A 15,291-nucleotide genomic window follows, 5' to 3' on the forward strand; every position below is an offset into this window, starting at 1 on the left:
GGTAGCTCCACTACTTTTGTATCAATTTTTTCTAAAACAATATCCTCTTGTAAGTTTAAGTTAAGAGTTCTTTTTAAGTTCATTTTAGCTATTTTTAACTCTCTCTCATTTTTATTTAAAGATATCTTTTGACTTTCAACTAAAGTTTGAACTTTTTTTAACTCCCAATCTAAAATACCCTCAACTTTTAGAGATACTTCTGCTTTTCTCTCTAACTCTTCAGAGGATTTTAGATTGTTTATTAAAGTCTCTCTCTCTGACTCTAGTGCTAATATATAGAAATATTCACTCATCACCTGTAATTGCAACATCTTGTCAGCAAAGCTCTCAGCCAACTTGCTTATATCCTCACCTTTTTTTCTAGCACTATATAGATACCAAGTAGATGGAACAAATATTGGTATTTGAGCAGCTATTCCTACAGTTTGAAAACTCTCATCTACAAGTTTTGTCTCTATTGATTTTGGTAATTTAGATAAGAATCCTCCTACTTGGGGTGGCAATGGCAATGCTGATGGTAATGGTGGTAATGAAGGTAATCCCATCTCCAAATTGATAGGGTCATCTAGCTTTGTGTAATTTGCACCCAATGTTATAGAGGGTAAAAAATTTCCAAAGGCTATCTTTCTATCTAAACTTGCTATCTCTGTTTCTAGTCTTTTAATTCTTAAATCTAAGTTTCTATCTCTAGCTATCTCTATCACTTCATCTAGAGATAGTGATGTACCATATTTTTGTAGGTACTCTCTCTCTTCCTGTACAGTTACTAGTTTTTCATCTTTTGGCTTATTATTACTACATCCAAATAAGAATAAAATCAAAAAAACTATTAAACTCTTTATTTTCATTTTCTCCTCCTTTTAGACCTAAGAGTCTAGTTTTTATTATATTAAATATTTTTAAATATTTTTTGACAAGATTATAAAGAATTTTATACTAATCTCTTTCACATATTCCATAAAGTATTATGTCAATCCATTTTTCTGCTGTCTTTTCATACTCCAAAGAGATGTCATTCCCCTCCTCTAAACTCTCCATTTTTTTGTGAAATTTCTCATTTAACATATTTTGCACTACATCTAACAAAAATATTATCTCTTCCGGTTTCAATCCATATCTTATCTTAATTTTTTGTAAAATCTTCATTGAAAAATTATAGTTTAATTCATCTAAACTTTTTGTTATTCTTTTTATCTCTTTCTCTAAATGTTTAGGCATTCTCAACAAAGTATTAAAAAATATTCTCTTTAACATTGGATTCTCTCTAAAAAAATTATATCTAATCTCAAAAAAGCTTTTTATCTCATCTTTCCAGTTATCACTTGAGATTAAATTATCTTTATAATAGCTCGTCATTACATCATAGCAATACCTAATACATAGTAGATAAAGTTCATCCTTATCTTTAAAATGATGATACATCACTCCCTTAGATATATTTCCTTCACTACAAATTCTATTTATTGATGAGTTTTCATAACTATAATTGGCAAACTCATTTAAAGCTACTTGAAGTATCTTAAATCTCGCTATCATACTCTTATTCTTCTGTGTCATTATCCTTTAATCTCCCCCTTAAAAAATAGACTTATTAGTTTAATTTTATTATGATATAATATTAACATATTTACAATATTTTCTCTACTATATTTTACTTTTTAGGAGGGTATTTTATGATCTATAAAATTCTATTATTTCTCTTTCTATCCTTGTCGATTTTTTCCCAAGAATATCAGAATAAAACTCAGAGAATGGAAGCTATTGATAAAGAGATTGAACTTCTTATGATGAAAAAGGAGAATCTAGAAAATCTAAAAAACAAAATCTATAATAGTAATTCTGATGGAATTACTACTGGTAATTTCAACTCCTCTCGTCCAAAGATTGCTCTTGTTTTGAGTGGTGGTGGGGCAAAAGGAGCTGCTCACATTGGTGTTTTAAAGGTATTGGAAGAGTATCAAATTCCTATTGATTTTATTGTAGGTACTAGTGCTGGTAGTATTATTGGAGCTATGTACTCTGTTGGCTATTCTCCAGAAGAGATTGAAAAAATCATTCTTCAAATGAACTTTCTAGCTCTTATGAACAACAATAAAGATCGTACTTTAAGAAATATCGAAGATAAATTTGCCAGTGAAAAATATCCATTTAAAGTGAGTATTGATAAGGATATGAATCTATCTCTTCCTATGGGATTTTTAAATGGTGAATATATATATCTACAACTTAAATATATCTTTAATAGAGCTGAAAACATAGATAATTTTGATGATTTTCCTATTCCATATAGAGCTATCACTACTAACTTAAATACTGGTGAAGAAACTATATTAAAAGATGGAGATCTAGCTCTTGCTACATTCAAAAGTATGGCTATTCCTAGCTTTTTAGAACCTGTACAAGATGGTGACAACTACTATATTGATGGTGGAGTTACTAATAACATTCCTGTTGATGTGGCTATAAATATGGGAGCTGATATTGTTATCACTGTAGACATTAGTGCTGATCCTACTAATATCAAAAAAAATTCAAATGTTGTAGCAGTTTTGGATAAGGTTGCCACTTATCAAGGTAATAAAAATATAGAGTTCCAGAAAAAAATATCTGATATACTCATCACTCCAAAAGTTAAAGATCATAATACTGTTGATTTTTCAGATTTAGAAAAGTTGGTTGATGAAGGGAAAACTTCAGCTTTGGAAGTTGATTATCTTCTTAAAAACCTATCCTATAAAGATGAGTTTATAAAGCAAAAAGCAAAAGTTCTAAAGGATAATACTCTAAAAATATCTGATATAAAATTAGTTGGTAACTCCATTCTTACCAAAAAGAAAGTTAGAGAGTTAGCTCCTAAAACTAAAAATGGCTCATATACCAAAGAGGATCTACAACTTTGGGCTAAAAAGATATACTCTATTCCATATGTAGAAAAACTTTATTATGAAGTAAATGGTTCTGATATAACATTTATTATAAAGGAAAAAGATAGTATTGATATTAGTGCATCACTTAACTATGTATCTGATTATGGTGCTGCTGTAAAAATAGCTACCACTGTGCCAAACTTTGGTGTTTGGACTAGAAACTATAGCCTTACTGCTGAAATTTCAAAATATCCAAAAATAGCAGTAAATACACTCTCTTTCTATGAAATGGGAGATTTTAAGATCTTAGGATCTTTTGATATGGGATATAAAACTTCTCCTTACTTTATATATAATGAAGGAAAAAAAGTTTCAACCTATAGAACTGGTATATTTTCCACTGAGTTTTCTTTTGGAACTACCTTCTCCAATAGCCTTGTTTCTGGAATTAAATTTGGATATGAAAACCATAACTCCTCACACTATGAAGGAGATTCAAATTACTTAGATTTCCAAGGTAAAAATCAATTTGGATATATTAAACCTTTTATCTACTTTGATACATTAAATAATAAGACTTTCCCTTCTAGTGGTACATCATTACTACTTCAAGCTTTTGTAGGAGAGGAGCTCAAAAAGAACAGTGACTACAATGGTTTCTCTGGAGAAATCTCTTTAAATTATCCTTTGGTTAATAGATTCTCAATCTCATTGGGAACAAATTTTGGAAAAATCTCTGGAGATCATGTTGAGAATAGTAAATTATTTAGAATTGGTGGAAGTAAAAATAGTGAGATCAGCCAAAGCTTTATAGGATTACCTATAATGGGTAAATATGCTGATGAGTTCTATATCGCTTCCTTAGGTACAAAATTTAATTTGAGTGAGACTCTTTATCTTTTGACAAAAGTTAATGTTTTAACATACTCAAATTCAAATCTAAGCTTCCAAAATTCAACTAAGGTTTTTGAAAATAGAGAGTATGGATATGGTGCTGGAATTGGTTGGGACACTTTTTTAGGTCCTATGACTTTTATGATTTCAAATAATATAGAAGACTCTTCACCTCTATTCGAAATTTATTTAGGTCATACATTTTAATTTGCCATACAAAATATATACATAATAAAATTTTTGAACTTGACTTTTTTTTGATTTAATAGTATTATTTGTTAGGGTACCATTTTAGTCTGTGGTATCCTACATTTTTATAAAATTAATTTGAAAAACAAATTTTTAGTTATGTATATTTTAAGGAGGACAATTTATTATGATGTATTATTTAAATGCTGGTGGACCATTGATGTGGGTGCTATTTTCTATGTCGATTGTTGCATTGACTATTATTTTAGAAAGATTATTTTTCTTTTTCCGTAGAGAAAAAATTCAGAATAAAAATTTTATAAATGAAATTATAACTGCTGTTGGATCTGATGATATGTGTTGTGCTATCAACCTTTGTGATAGAGAGAAAAACTCTGTTGGTTGTACAGTTAAATCTTTCCTTTGTCGTTGTGATAGAGAGGGGGATTTCCACCATTTCGATCAACTAGTTAAAGAGATCAGTATTGATCAAATTGGATACTTAGAAAAAAGATTACACCTTCTTGGTATAATTGGTTATATAGCTCCAATGATTGGATTATTAGGAACAGTTACAGGTATGATTGAAGCTTTTAGAAACCTTGCTACATTTGGTGCTGGAGATCCTACTCTTGTTGCTGCTGGAATCTCTAAAGCTCTAATTACTACTGCTGGTGGATTGTCAATAGCTATCCCTACAATTATTGCTTACAATCTTTTCAATAAAAAAATCGAAGAAATTGAAGTTGATATTGACAAAGTTACAACTAATCTTATCAATATCTTAAGAAAGAGGTAAGAAATGGGAAGATTTAGAAAAAAAAGACCTATTATGGCATTAGATTTGACTCCACTTATTGATGTCGTATTCTTACTTATAATTTTCTTCATGGTTTCTACTACTTTTAATAAATATGGAAATATAGATATTGAGCTTCCTTCAGCCAATGTTGAGACTCCTAATCAAGACAATAAAAGTATTGAAATCATTATAGACAAAGATGGTAAATACTTTATCAGTAAAGATGGACAGTCTGAACCTATAGAACTTGAAAACTTAAATACACTTTTAAATGGAGTAAATGAAGTAACAATTTCAGGAGATAAGGAACTAAAATATCAGGTTATTATGGATGTAGTTTCTAAAGTTAAAAATGCTGGTGTAGAGAATTTAGGAATAAATTTCTATGAATAAAAAAGATAATATTCTTTACTTTTTTATTGTTGCTCTTTTAATCCATATGTCTCTTTTCATAGTGCATGAAAGAGGAGTAAAGGGTGATGCCCCTGTATCATTAAAGACGAATGTGGCTCCTATCTCAGTAAAGATAAAGAGTCCTGTTAAAAAGGAGAGTCAAAAAGCTGTTACTCCTACTCCACCAAAGGAGGAGAAAAAGCCAGAACCTCCTAAAATTGAAACTCCTAAAAAAGAGATTGTTAAACCTGATGTTAAAAGCAAGATAAAAGATAAGAAAAAGAAAGTTGAAAAAGTAGAAAAAAAACAGATTGAAAAAGTTGAAACAATCAAAGAGGAAAAGGTTGAAGCTACTAAAAATACAGCTTCAAATGAAACTGAAGAGATTTTAGCAAGTGGAAACTTTTCTATTGGTAAAGATGGTATCTTCACAGCCTCATCTTCTGACGGAATAGAGTATAAGATACTTAAACAAGTTGAGCCAGATTATCCAATTCAAGCTGAAAAAATAAGATATAGAAAAAAAGTTATTGTTTCAGCTAGATTCCTAGTTGGACTTAATGGTGAAGTAGAAAAAATTGAGATCACACAATCACATAAAAAATTTGGTTTTGATAGTGAAGTGGAAAAAGCATTGAAACACTGGAAATTCCACCCTATCTTCTATAAAAATAAAAATATTAAGGTATATTTCTCTAAAGATTTTATTTTTGAACCAAAATAAAAAATCAAAGGTTATTATAATTTTATAGTAACCTTTTTTATATAATTAGCAAGGAAATTTTATTTTTTTGTGGTAAAATATAGTATAAAGAATTTGTTAAGGAGGAAGATTTTTATGAAATTTGGTGCTATTGATGCAGGTGGAAAAAGATTTATTTGTGGTATTACAGATGAAAATGGAAATACACTTGAAAAAACTAGTTTTTTAACTGAAACACCAGACAAAACAATCCCTTTAGTCTTGGATTTTTTTAAAGATAAGGAGATTTCTGCTTTGGGTATCGGTTGTTTTGGTCCTTTGGATCTAAATCCTGAGTCTGAAACTTATGGATTTATAACATCCTCTCCAAAAGAGCCTTGGAGAAATTACAATATTGTTGGAACTTTTAAAGAGAAACTTGGAGTGCCTGTTTTCTTAGATACCAATATAAATGCTGGTTTACTTGGAGAGACTACTTGGGGAGCTGCTAAAAATGTTAAAAATGCCATATATCTTACTATTGGTAATGGTATTGGTGGAGCTGCTATTGTTGAAAATAAACTTATACACGGACTTATACACCCTGAGATGGGACATATTTTTGTAAATAGACACCCTAGAGATAAGTTTACAGGTAACTGTCCTTTCCATGGTGGAAACTGTTTGGAGGGTATGGCTTCTGGTCCTGCTATTGAAAAAAGATGGAATCTTCCACTTGAAAAATTGTCCTCTGATCATCCAGCTTGGCATTTAGAGGCTTACTATATTGCTCATGCAATAGTTAACTATATCTTAGTTTTATCACCTGAAAAAATCATTTTAGGTGGTGATGTAATGAAACATAAACAATTATTCCCTATAATTAGAAAATCTGTTATAAATCTTTTAAATGGATATTTACAAAATAAATTTATCTTCAATGATATTGAAAACTATATTGTTGCTCCAGATCTAGGAGAGAACTCTGGATTTTTCGGAGCTGCTACTCTATGTATTAAAAATTTTAAACAGAAATAATAGATATGAAAAAAGGAAAAAAATTACTACAATGAACATTGCACAAGCACTAGCCATTGAAAATAATTTTTTTCCTTTTATATTTTAACTATCTACTCTATATTCCATCATCTTCTATTAGATTCTCTTCAACTTTTACAGTTTGAAATTGAATAGCTCCATCTTTGGCAGCATTTAATATCTCCTCAGTAATATCCTCAATACTATCCTCTTCTGATAATTCTACTGCTGTGATAACCATAGGCATATTACAACCACCAAAAACTTTATATCCTGGTTTATTCTCACTCAATAGTACAGCTGTTGAAAATGGTGTTCCTCCAGCTAAATCAGTTAAAAATATTACCTGATCGCTATTACATTCACAAAGAACCTCTTTCAATCTATCTTCAAGCTCTTTATTTCCCATTCCATTATTAAAATCTATAAAATGAAGATTAGGTTGCTCTCCAATAATATATTTTATAGTCTCTTTTATTGCTGTGGCAAAAGATCCATGACCTGTTATTATAATAGGTATCATAACTGCTTCACCACTCCTATAGTATTCCTATAAATTTTCCAGCTATTCCAATTACCAATGTTACTAAAATTAAGAATATTGGTTTTTTACCTTTTTTCAATAAATAGAACATAAATAGTGTATATAGTAATGGAAGCATGTTAGGCATAATCTTATCAATGATATCCTTTTGAATATCTATGCTAATACTTCCTAAATTTACAACATAAGCTATATTCATTCTTACAAATGAAGCTATTAATCCTCCAATTACAGTTAATCCTAAGATTAATGATCCATTTGTTACATATTGAGTGTCATCTTTTAATTTTTCAATTGCACCAACTCCCATTTTATATGAGTAATGCATTAAGAAAAATCTTAAGAATATGTGTACTATATTGAATATTAACAAGAAAATAATTGGCCCTGCTATATTTCCTTGTATTCCTAATGAAACTCCAACAGAGGCTGCAATAGGAAGTAATGTAAACCAGAATAGAGCATCTCCTATTCCTCCAAGTGGTCCCATAAGAGCTATTTTTATACCCCTTATTGAATCTCTACTCTCTTTATTTTCCTCCATTGCTAGAACTAATCCTTGTACAAATGTTACTAAGAATGGGTGAACGTTAAAGAATTCTAGATGTAATTTCATTGAATTACTTAAATCCTCTTTATTTTTATGGATTTTCTTTAATCCTGGAAGTAAAGAGTATAACCAACCACCAGCTTGCATTCTTTCATAGTTAAAAGATGCTTGTAATAAAAGTGATCTCCAAACCATATTATTTAGATCTTTTTTATTTAAAACTTTATCCTTACTTGTATCTCTATATTCCATCACTATAGTCCTCCTCACCATTTGTTGTTGCAACTGGTTCTAAACTATCCATTTTTTTATTGATATAGTAATCATATAAAGCAATGATGAAACCAATAGCTGCAATACCTATAACAGGTAGGTTTAAATAAGTTGCTAAAATAAATCCTAATACGAAGAATATAATATAATTTTTCTTAAACATGATATTAAGTAACATAGCAAAACCTATTGCAGGCATTAATCCTCCTGCTACTCCAAATCCAGCAATTAACCATTCTGGTAGTAGTTCTACTATATTTTTAGCAGCCTCAGCTCCCAATGATATAGGAAGGAAAGTTACAACGAAATAAAATACAAATAATAAAGCCATTCCCAAATAGTTTATTTTTTCAATTCCAAAAGTATTACAATCTTCTGCATATTTATCAGCCTTGTGCATTACTGGTGAGAAAAATGTAAATAGTAATGTGATACAAGCTTGTACAGCTACTGCAAAAGGTATTGCAATTCCAACAGCTGTTGCAGGATCTTGTTTAGTTAATATAGCAAAAGTACTTCCAATTATACCTCCAACTACAACGTTAGGTGGTTGTGCTCCTCCAACAGGAACTGCTCCCATCCAAACAAGCTCAAGAGTTGCTCCAGCAATAAGTCCCATTTTTAAATCTCCCAAGATTAGCCCAACGACTGCCCCTGTTACAAGAGGTCTGTGAATATGGAAAAGTCCGTTGAACAAATCAATTCCAGCAATACCAGCAAATATTGCTATTAACAGTGATTCTACTAACATAGTCTTCCTCCTTCAATTTTTACTTGATAAGCTCCCAAATATTATCTTTTGATTCTGTAGGAACTCTCTGTATTTCTACTTCTACCCCTAATTCCTTCAATCTTAAAAATGCTTTTATATCACTTTCATCTACACACACTGCTTTAGATATCTGTTTTTTACCTTCAGACATATGCATATTCCCAACATTAACCTTAGTAATTGGTACCCCACCCTCTACTAATTTTACTACGTCTTGCGGAGTTTCAGCTATAATTGCAATTAGCTGTCTATCTGCAGCCTTGTGAATAATATCAATTGTTTTTTGAATAGAAAAATATCTTGTTTGAACTCCCTTAGGTGCTGCAAGGTTCATAAGATTTTGTCTAGTAGTATTCACTGCAACATCATCATTTGGAACTAGTAAAAGGTTAGCTCCTGAGTATTGAGTCCAAGCAGTTGCTACTTGACCGTGTATCAATCTGTTATCAATTCTAGTTAATACGATATTAGGCATAACGAGCCCTCCTTAATTTTAAAAAAATTATTATGTTGTACGTACCTTTTTAATCAATTGTAATACCTTTTTTTGTAATTGTCAATACTTAAATGTATTTTTTTAATATAAAAAATATTAAAACAGTTTAGTAGATATGTAAATAACACGTTAACATGTCATTAAAAATTAACTTGTAAAAATCTTATAAAAATGTTATTATATCTGTATAAACATAAATTTGTACGGACAACATAATGATGTGAATAATAGTATTTTGATTAAAAGGAGTTTATTATGGAATTTAAAAATTGTGTAACTTGGGAAGAAATTATTCAACAACCTTCTATTTGGAAAGAAGAACTTGAAATCGTAAAGAAAAATCTTAAATCAATTGGGGAATTTATTAATAGAGTTAAAGGGGAAAAAGTTAAAGTTATTTTTACTGGAGCTGGATCTTCTGAGTTTGTAGGAAATACTCTATGCTCATATGTTAATAGCAAAGTAGATATTGATGTTTTATCAGTTCCTACTACTGACATCGTTTCTATGCCTGAACAATATCTTGAAAAAGATGTTGCAACTATTCTAGTATCTTGTGCTAGATCTGGAAATTCTCCTGAAAGTGTTGCTACAGTTAATCTAGCTGATAAATTAGTTAAAAATATACATCACATTTTCATAACTTGTAATCCTGAAGGACAACTTGCTAAAATCTCTAAAGAAGGGGAAAATAAATACCTTCTATTGATGCCAGAAAGAACAAATGATAAGGGATTTGCTATGACTGGAAGTTTCTCTTCTATGGTGGTTGCAGGTGTATTAATCCTATTGAGAGAAAACTTTGCAGAATTAGAGGAAAAAGTTGCTTATGTTTCAAATGTAGTTGAAAAAAATATAGATAGAATCCTTGAAAATATAGAGATCATAACAGATTTAGATCTAGAAAGAATAGTATACTTAGGAGATGGTGCTCTAAAAGGACTTGCTGAAGAAGTTTCATTAAAAGTACTAGAGTTAACTGGTGGAAAACTTGCATCATTCTACAATACATTCTTAGGATTTAGACATGGTCCTAAATCAATAGTAAATGAAAAAACAGCTATTGTATGTATGATGTCTAATAACTCTCACACAAGAGTTTATGAGTTAGATCTATTAAAAGAGTTTAAAAATGAGGGTGGAAAGAAAAAAATAGTAGTTTTAGATACTATTTTTGATGAAGAAGTTAAAAATAATTGTGATTATTATTTCTCATTTAATGATGAAAAATTAGGAAAAATTGAAGAGGTATTCGCAGGTTTAGGATACTTAGTATATGGACAATTGCTATCTCTTATGAAATCAGCAAAACTAGGAATAAATCCTGACAATCCTTGCCCAACTGGAGAAGTAAATAGAGTTGTTAAAGGTGTAATAATCCACGAGTACAAATAGTTAGAAAAAATTTAGAGGAGGAAAAAAATGTTAGTATCAACAAGACAATTATTATTAGATGCACAAAAAGGAAAATATGCTGTACCAGCTTTTAATGTACATAATATGGAGACTATTCAAACTGTTGTAGAGGCAGCTGTAGAACTTAGATCACCAATTATCGTAGCTGCTACTCCTGGAACAATGAAATATGCAGGACCAGAATTTTTTATAAAACTAGTTGAGATCTGTGCAAATAAGTATGATATACCAATAGCAATGCACTTAGATCATCACGAAAGCTTTGATGAGATCAAAAATGCTATTCAAATAGGTACAAAATCAGCAATGATAGATGCTTCTCACTTTGATTTTGAAGAGAATGTAAGAAGAGTTAAAGAGGTTGTTGACTATGCTCATAGATACGATGTAACAGTTGAAGGTGAGTTAGGAGTTTTAGGTGGTCAAGAAGATGATCTAGTAAGAGATTCAAAAGATAGTAAATATACAAATCCAGCTCAAGCAAAAGAGTATGTAGAGAGAACTGGAATAGATTCTTTAGCTGTGGCAATAGGGACAGCTCATGGAGTTTACAAAGAGGAACCTAAATTAGATTTTGAAAGATTAGCAGAGATTAGAGCTGTTGTAGATATTCCATTAGTTCTACATGGAGCATCTGGTGTTCCAGCTGACCAAGTTAAAAAGGCTATCGAGCTTGGAATAACAAAAGTTAATATAGCAACAGAATTAAAAATGCCATTTGCTGCAAAATTGAGAGAAGTATTAGTATCTAAACCTGAAGAAAGCGATCCTAGAAAATATTTTGGACCTGCAAAAGAGGTTATGAAAAAGGTGGCAATGGAAAAAATATTAATGTGTGGAAGTAACGGAAAGGCTTAATTATGAATAAGATCCTAACTATTACACTGAATCCTGCTATAGATGTTAGATATTCCATTGAAAATTTTACTCTTGGAAATGTAAATAGAACCAAAGAGATAGAAAAAAATGCTGGTGGAAAGGGTATAAACGTAAGTAGAATAATAAATATTTTAGGTGGAGATATTTTAGCTACAGGTATCATTGGTGGCTTTACAGGTAAGTTATTTTTAAAGAAATTAAATGAAAATTCAATAAAAAATGATTTTTTAGAGAGTGAGTACGAAACTAGAACTTGTATAGCTATTGTAGATAAAAATATTGATGGCATTACAGAGATCTTAGAATCTGGAAAAGGAGATCTTGAAGTTTCTAATAATTTCAAAGAAAAATTCTCAGAGATTTTACAAGATGACTCTATAAAAATAATCTGTGCTTCTGGAAGTTTATTAAAAGGAATTGACCCTTTAATGTATAATACTCTTATAGAGAAAAGTAATAAAAAAAGGGTAAAATTTATTCTAGATACCAGTGGTGAAACTCTATTAGCAGGAATAGAAGCTAAACCATTCTTGATAAAACCAAACAAAGAGGAGTTAGAGTTTATCTTAAATAGAAAACTTGAAACTGAAGTTGATATTATCAATGCAGGTAAGGAGTTAATTTGTAGAGGAGCTCAAAATGTAATGATTACTCTTGGAGGTAGTGGAGCTCTATTAGTTACAGCTGATAGGATTTATAAAGGGACTTTCCCTAAAGTTACTATAAAAAACACTGTAGGTTCTGGAGATTCAACAGTAGGTGGTTTTGCATATGCTCTATCTCAAGATAGAACCCTATCTGAATGTTTTAAATTAGGAATTGCCTGTGGAACAACTAATGCTATGTTAGATACTACAGGAACAATAGATATGGATATATTAAATGATATTCTTCCTAAAATAAAGATAGAAGAGATTATATTATAAAAATTACTACCAATAACACTTTAAATTATAAAGAAGAACAGTTCCTTTCAAGGAAGTGTTCTTCTTTATTTGGGAGTATAATATATACTCCCAAACCTTATTTATTCAATTTTTGTAAAACTATTTTTTGAGTGCTTCCATTATTTCTTAAATCTATCTCTAATTTTGTTGTATCTTTACTATTTTTTACCAAAATACCTTTATCACTACTTTCAATCACTTTATAATTTCCTTTAATTTCAAGTATTGATCTATAGTTTTGAAGTTGTGTTGGATCACTTACATATAGTTCTAATATATCATCTTTTTCATTTTTGATAATTGACATTGCTGAAAATACTTTTATATTTTCAAACTCCTGTACACTATCCTTCCAAAAATTCATAGCTAATACTCCACTATTTCTATCTTTTACTATATGAGCTTCCTCATCCAATTTAACTATTTCAAATCTTGAAACATCATAGTTATCTACGGCTTCTTTGGAAAACATTGGAAGTATTAAATAAGCATAACTATCTTTTCTTGGATCCTTTCCATGATCCATATAAGTAACAAAATATCTCTTACTTATCTCCTCAGTTAAAGTTCCACCTATATTTTTCCAAGAACCTTTATTCTCCTTAATATCTACTTTTATTTTTGGTCCTTTGATTACTCTGTATCCTATATTTTCTTCAGAATAATTACCATTAAAGTTTATTGAAAGATTTTTAGAATTTTCTATAACTTTTCCATCTATTAACTCTTCACCATTAACAAATATTTTTCCATTATTTAGAATTCTATTATCTATAGTAGTGTGTATCTCTCCATCATTACTTCTGATATTTGAAGCTAGTGCTAAAGTTACACCATCTATCATAAACCAAGATTTTTTCATTCTAGTTTGTTTGTTCCAAGAGATCATATCCATTCCTACAAAAGCTGAATCTTTACCTTCAACTCCTCCTACAAAAGCTTTTGGACTTACTAGAGCTTTTACTCTTCTCTCCCCTGCTTTATCTCCCATTTTATTGATACTATTTGTTACTCCAGGTAAGTGATACATATCCACTGTTGGCCAAAACTCTGTATATGTACTAGAATCTTTACCATAAATATATGTCATTCCATCTCCAGTATACCAACCTTTAATATTTTCTCCATTCATAGTTTCATAATTTGCAACTCTATTTGAATGCATAGATACTACTACTTTTCCATCTTTATCATTTATATAGACAGCTCTATCCATAGCTCCAAATACCTTTGCTCCTTGTACATCTAGAGCATCTATCTCTCCACTTTCTACTATCTCTTTTAAAATACTTTTTATAAGAGGGTTTGTTTCTTTCTCCACTAATGAGTATTGATTGTTATCTAAAACAACTTTCTTTATTAACTCTTTCAATTTATCTTGATAATTTTTTGAAGCTCCTTCAGAAAGAAGTGCAACAGAACCAATTAAAATTCTAGCTCTCTCTATATCACTTGACTTATCTCTTGAAATAGATCTTCCATTTACAGAGTCATTTATTCCTCCATTTATCAAAAGATAACTATATCCATTCAATATCGATTCATAAATATTATCCAATCTAGGATCTTCCATTTTAAACTCTGTTCCATTGATTAAATATAGCATCAATCCTAGCCCATCAAATAGTACAGCTGCATAAGTTCCATTATATGCTACATTGTCATGTTGAATAAAAGATCCATCTCTATAGAATCCATCTCCTATAGTTACTAGCTCTCCTACCTCTACGGCAGCATTTAATCCTTCTAAAACCTCCTCTTTATCCTCCATTAAAACTCCTCTCATAAAAGAGATTATAGAAGTATCTATTCTATTCCCACCTGTTGATACTCTTTTGTTTGGAGCTGATGAATATGTAGCAGAAGGACTTACTCCTGACCACTTCGCATCTGGTTGAAAATATTCTGAGGCTTTCAAATATTTAATCCTATTCTCTTTAGAGATATCTTCATACATCAATGTAATTATCTCATTTAATTTTTTAGGAATTCCTAACTCCCATTGCCACCAGTTTCCTAATTCTGGTAAATCTTCATGATAAGCATTGATATATAACCATTCTAAAGCTTCAACTATCTCATTTTTTATCTTCTCATTCTTATAATATTTAGTTTCTGGTGTTACATAAGCTATTGCTAACTTAACTAGGTTGTTATATTGGATTAATACATCCACTCCACTTGTCATATTTTCAGCACTTTTAAAGATTGATTTTCTATCTTTAGATAGATTTATTTGACTATACACTGCATCAGCTGACTTCTCATTTAATCTTGCAACTTCAGAAAAATCAAAATCTAATTCCTTTCCATTCTGAGGTAATCCAACTAAAAATTTTGTCCATTTATCCCTTATTTTTCTATAATCTTTTATTTCATTTTTCTCTTGTTCTTGATAATTTACTTCTTCTACTTTTTGAATATCCTTAGAAAAAGAAGTATTACTCAATATTAAAACAGCACATAATAAAATTAATTTTTTCTTCACTCTTATTCCTCCTCACTATTAGAAATTATAGCTAAATCCTAATTTTGGTCTAAATGAATAT

At 30.1% G+C, this 15,291-nt stretch carries 15 protein-coding genes; 8 read left to right on the plus strand and 7 right to left on the minus strand.

The window, feature by feature from the left end; genetic code table 11:
• Positions 1 to 848: TolC family protein (locus ABNK64_RS06255; RefSeq protein ID WP_349763838.1), on the minus strand; the 848-nt coding region annotated here is incomplete at its 3' end.
• An 88-nt stretch (positions 849 to 936) separates the two neighbouring features.
• Positions 937 to 1,557: a TetR/AcrR family transcriptional regulator gene (locus tag ABNK64_RS06260; protein WP_349763839.1), complete on the minus strand. Its 621-nt coding sequence runs from the start codon at positions 1,555 to 1,557 to the stop codon at positions 937 to 939.
• A 116-nt stretch (positions 1,558 to 1,673) separates the two neighbouring features.
• Between ABNK64_RS06260 and ABNK64_RS06265 the strand changes: the two genes are divergently transcribed.
• The 5 genes from ABNK64_RS06265 (at position 1,674) to ABNK64_RS06285 (ending at position 6,865) form a co-directional block, all read left to right on the plus strand.
• Positions 1,674 to 3,968: a patatin-like phospholipase family protein gene (locus tag ABNK64_RS06265; RefSeq protein WP_300390492.1), complete on the plus strand. Its 2,295-nt coding sequence runs from the start codon at positions 1,674 to 1,676 to the stop codon at positions 3,966 to 3,968.
• Between the two features lie 169 nt (positions 3,969 to 4,137).
• Entirely contained in the window at positions 4,138 to 4,749 is a 612-nt protein-coding gene (locus tag ABNK64_RS06270; RefSeq protein WP_291256522.1) for a MotA/TolQ/ExbB proton channel family protein, read from the plus strand.
• Between the two features lie 3 nt (positions 4,750 to 4,752).
• Complete coding sequence (locus ABNK64_RS06275; protein ID WP_291256521.1) at positions 4,753 to 5,145, plus strand: ExbD/TolR family protein; 393 nt, start codon at positions 4,753 to 4,755, stop codon at positions 5,143 to 5,145.
• Positions 5,138 to 5,869, plus strand: a complete 732-nt coding sequence (locus ABNK64_RS06280; RefSeq protein ID WP_349763840.1) for a TonB family protein — start codon at positions 5,138 to 5,140, stop codon at positions 5,867 to 5,869. Before ABNK64_RS06275 ends, ABNK64_RS06280 begins: the two co-directional genes overlap by 8 nt.
• A 114-nt stretch (positions 5,870 to 5,983) precedes the next feature.
• On the plus strand, positions 5,984 to 6,865 hold the full coding sequence (locus tag ABNK64_RS06285) for an ROK family protein (RefSeq protein WP_291256519.1): 882 nt from the start codon (positions 5,984 to 5,986) through the stop codon (positions 6,863 to 6,865).
• 97 nt (positions 6,866 to 6,962) lie between these two features.
• Here the strand turns inward: ABNK64_RS06285 and ABNK64_RS06290 are convergent, their stop codons facing one another.
• The 4 genes from ABNK64_RS06290 to agaV are packed head-to-tail and all read right to left on the minus strand — an operon-like array spanning position 6,963 to position 9,479.
• Positions 6,963 to 7,388: a PTS sugar transporter subunit IIA domain-containing protein gene (locus ABNK64_RS06290; protein ID WP_349763841.1), complete on the minus strand. Its 426-nt coding sequence runs from the start codon at positions 7,386 to 7,388 to the stop codon at positions 6,963 to 6,965.
• 16 nt (positions 7,389 to 7,404) lie between these two features.
• The gene (locus ABNK64_RS06295) at positions 7,405 to 8,211 is read right to left on the minus strand and encodes a PTS system mannose/fructose/sorbose family transporter subunit IID (RefSeq protein WP_349763842.1); all 807 of its coding nucleotides are present in this window, start codon (positions 8,209 to 8,211) and stop codon (positions 7,405 to 7,407) included.
• Entirely contained in the window at positions 8,201 to 8,983 is a 783-nt protein-coding gene (gene agaW, locus ABNK64_RS06300; RefSeq protein WP_291256516.1) for a PTS N-acetylgalactosamine transporter subunit IIC, read from the minus strand. The genes ABNK64_RS06295 and agaW overlap by 11 nt, the downstream gene beginning before the upstream one ends.
• A gap of 19 nt (positions 8,984 to 9,002) precedes the next feature.
• Entirely contained in the window at positions 9,003 to 9,479 is a 477-nt protein-coding gene (agaV, locus tag ABNK64_RS06305) for a PTS N-acetylgalactosamine transporter subunit IIB (protein ID WP_291256515.1), read from the minus strand.
• 276 nt (positions 9,480 to 9,755) lie between these two features.
• Here agaV and ABNK64_RS06310 point away from each other — a divergent pair, with 276 nt between their 5' ends.
• Genes ABNK64_RS06310 through pfkB form a run of 3 tightly spaced genes read left to right on the plus strand, consistent with a single transcriptional unit; the run spans position 9,756 to position 12,721 of the window.
• On the plus strand, positions 9,756 to 10,895 hold the full coding sequence (locus ABNK64_RS06310) for an SIS domain-containing protein (RefSeq protein WP_291256514.1): 1,140 nt from the start codon (positions 9,756 to 9,758) through the stop codon (positions 10,893 to 10,895).
• A gap of 27 nt (positions 10,896 to 10,922) precedes the next feature.
• The gene (locus ABNK64_RS06315) at positions 10,923 to 11,774 is read left to right on the plus strand and encodes a tagatose bisphosphate family class II aldolase (RefSeq protein ID WP_291256513.1); all 852 of its coding nucleotides are present in this window, start codon (positions 10,923 to 10,925) and stop codon (positions 11,772 to 11,774) included.
• 2 nt (positions 11,775 to 11,776) lie between these two features.
• The gene (pfkB, locus tag ABNK64_RS06320; RefSeq protein WP_349763843.1) at positions 11,777 to 12,721 is read left to right on the plus strand and encodes a 1-phosphofructokinase; all 945 of its coding nucleotides are present in this window, start codon (positions 11,777 to 11,779) and stop codon (positions 12,719 to 12,721) included.
• A gap of 97 nt (positions 12,722 to 12,818) precedes the next feature.
• Here the strand turns inward: pfkB and ABNK64_RS06325 are convergent, their stop codons facing one another.
• On the minus strand, positions 12,819 to 15,230 hold the full coding sequence (locus ABNK64_RS06325; RefSeq protein WP_349763844.1) for a polysaccharide lyase 8 family protein: 2,412 nt from the start codon (positions 15,228 to 15,230) through the stop codon (positions 12,819 to 12,821).
• Positions 15,231 to 15,291 lie beyond the last annotated feature (61 nt).

The sequence above is a fragment of the Fusobacterium sp. SYSU M8D902 genome (genome assembly GCF_040199715.1).
Lineage (GTDB): Bacteria > Fusobacteriota > Fusobacteriia > Fusobacteriales > Fusobacteriaceae > Fusobacterium_A.

What these genes read in the sequence shown, in the direction of transcription:
- ABNK64_RS06265 (WP_300390492.1), top strand. Translation starts at nt 1,674, where the DNA reads ATGATCTATAAAATTCTATTATTTCTCTTTCTATCCTTGTCGATTTTT.
- ABNK64_RS06310 (WP_291256514.1), top strand. Translation starts at nt 9,756, where the DNA reads ATGGAATTTAAAAATTGTGTAACTTGGGAAGAAATTATTCAACAACCT.
- ABNK64_RS06290 (WP_349763841.1), bottom strand. Translation starts at nt 7,388, where the DNA reads ATGATACCTATTATAATAACAGGTCATGGATCTTTTGCCACAGCAATA.
- ABNK64_RS06270 (WP_291256522.1), top strand. Translation starts at nt 4,138, where the DNA reads ATGATGTATTATTTAAATGCTGGTGGACCATTGATGTGGGTGCTATTT.
- ABNK64_RS06275 (WP_291256521.1), top strand. Translation starts at nt 4,753, where the DNA reads ATGGGAAGATTTAGAAAAAAAAGACCTATTATGGCATTAGATTTGACT.
- pfkB (WP_349763843.1), top strand. Translation starts at nt 11,777, where the DNA reads ATGAATAAGATCCTAACTATTACACTGAATCCTGCTATAGATGTTAGA.
- agaV (WP_291256515.1), bottom strand. Translation starts at nt 9,479, where the DNA reads ATGCCTAATATCGTATTAACTAGAATTGATAACAGATTGATACACGGT.
- ABNK64_RS06260 (WP_349763839.1), bottom strand. Translation starts at nt 1,557, where the DNA reads ATGACACAGAAGAATAAGAGTATGATAGCGAGATTTAAGATACTTCAA.
- agaW (WP_291256516.1), bottom strand. Translation starts at nt 8,983, where the DNA reads ATGTTAGTAGAATCACTGTTAATAGCAATATTTGCTGGTATTGCTGGA.
- ABNK64_RS06285 (WP_291256519.1), top strand. Translation starts at nt 5,984, where the DNA reads ATGAAATTTGGTGCTATTGATGCAGGTGGAAAAAGATTTATTTGTGGT.
- ABNK64_RS06280 (WP_349763840.1), top strand. Translation starts at nt 5,138, where the DNA reads ATGAATAAAAAAGATAATATTCTTTACTTTTTTATTGTTGCTCTTTTA.
- ABNK64_RS06315 (WP_291256513.1), top strand. Translation starts at nt 10,923, where the DNA reads ATGTTAGTATCAACAAGACAATTATTATTAGATGCACAAAAAGGAAAA.
- ABNK64_RS06295 (WP_349763842.1), bottom strand. Translation starts at nt 8,211, where the DNA reads ATGGAATATAGAGATACAAGTAAGGATAAAGTTTTAAATAAAAAAGAT.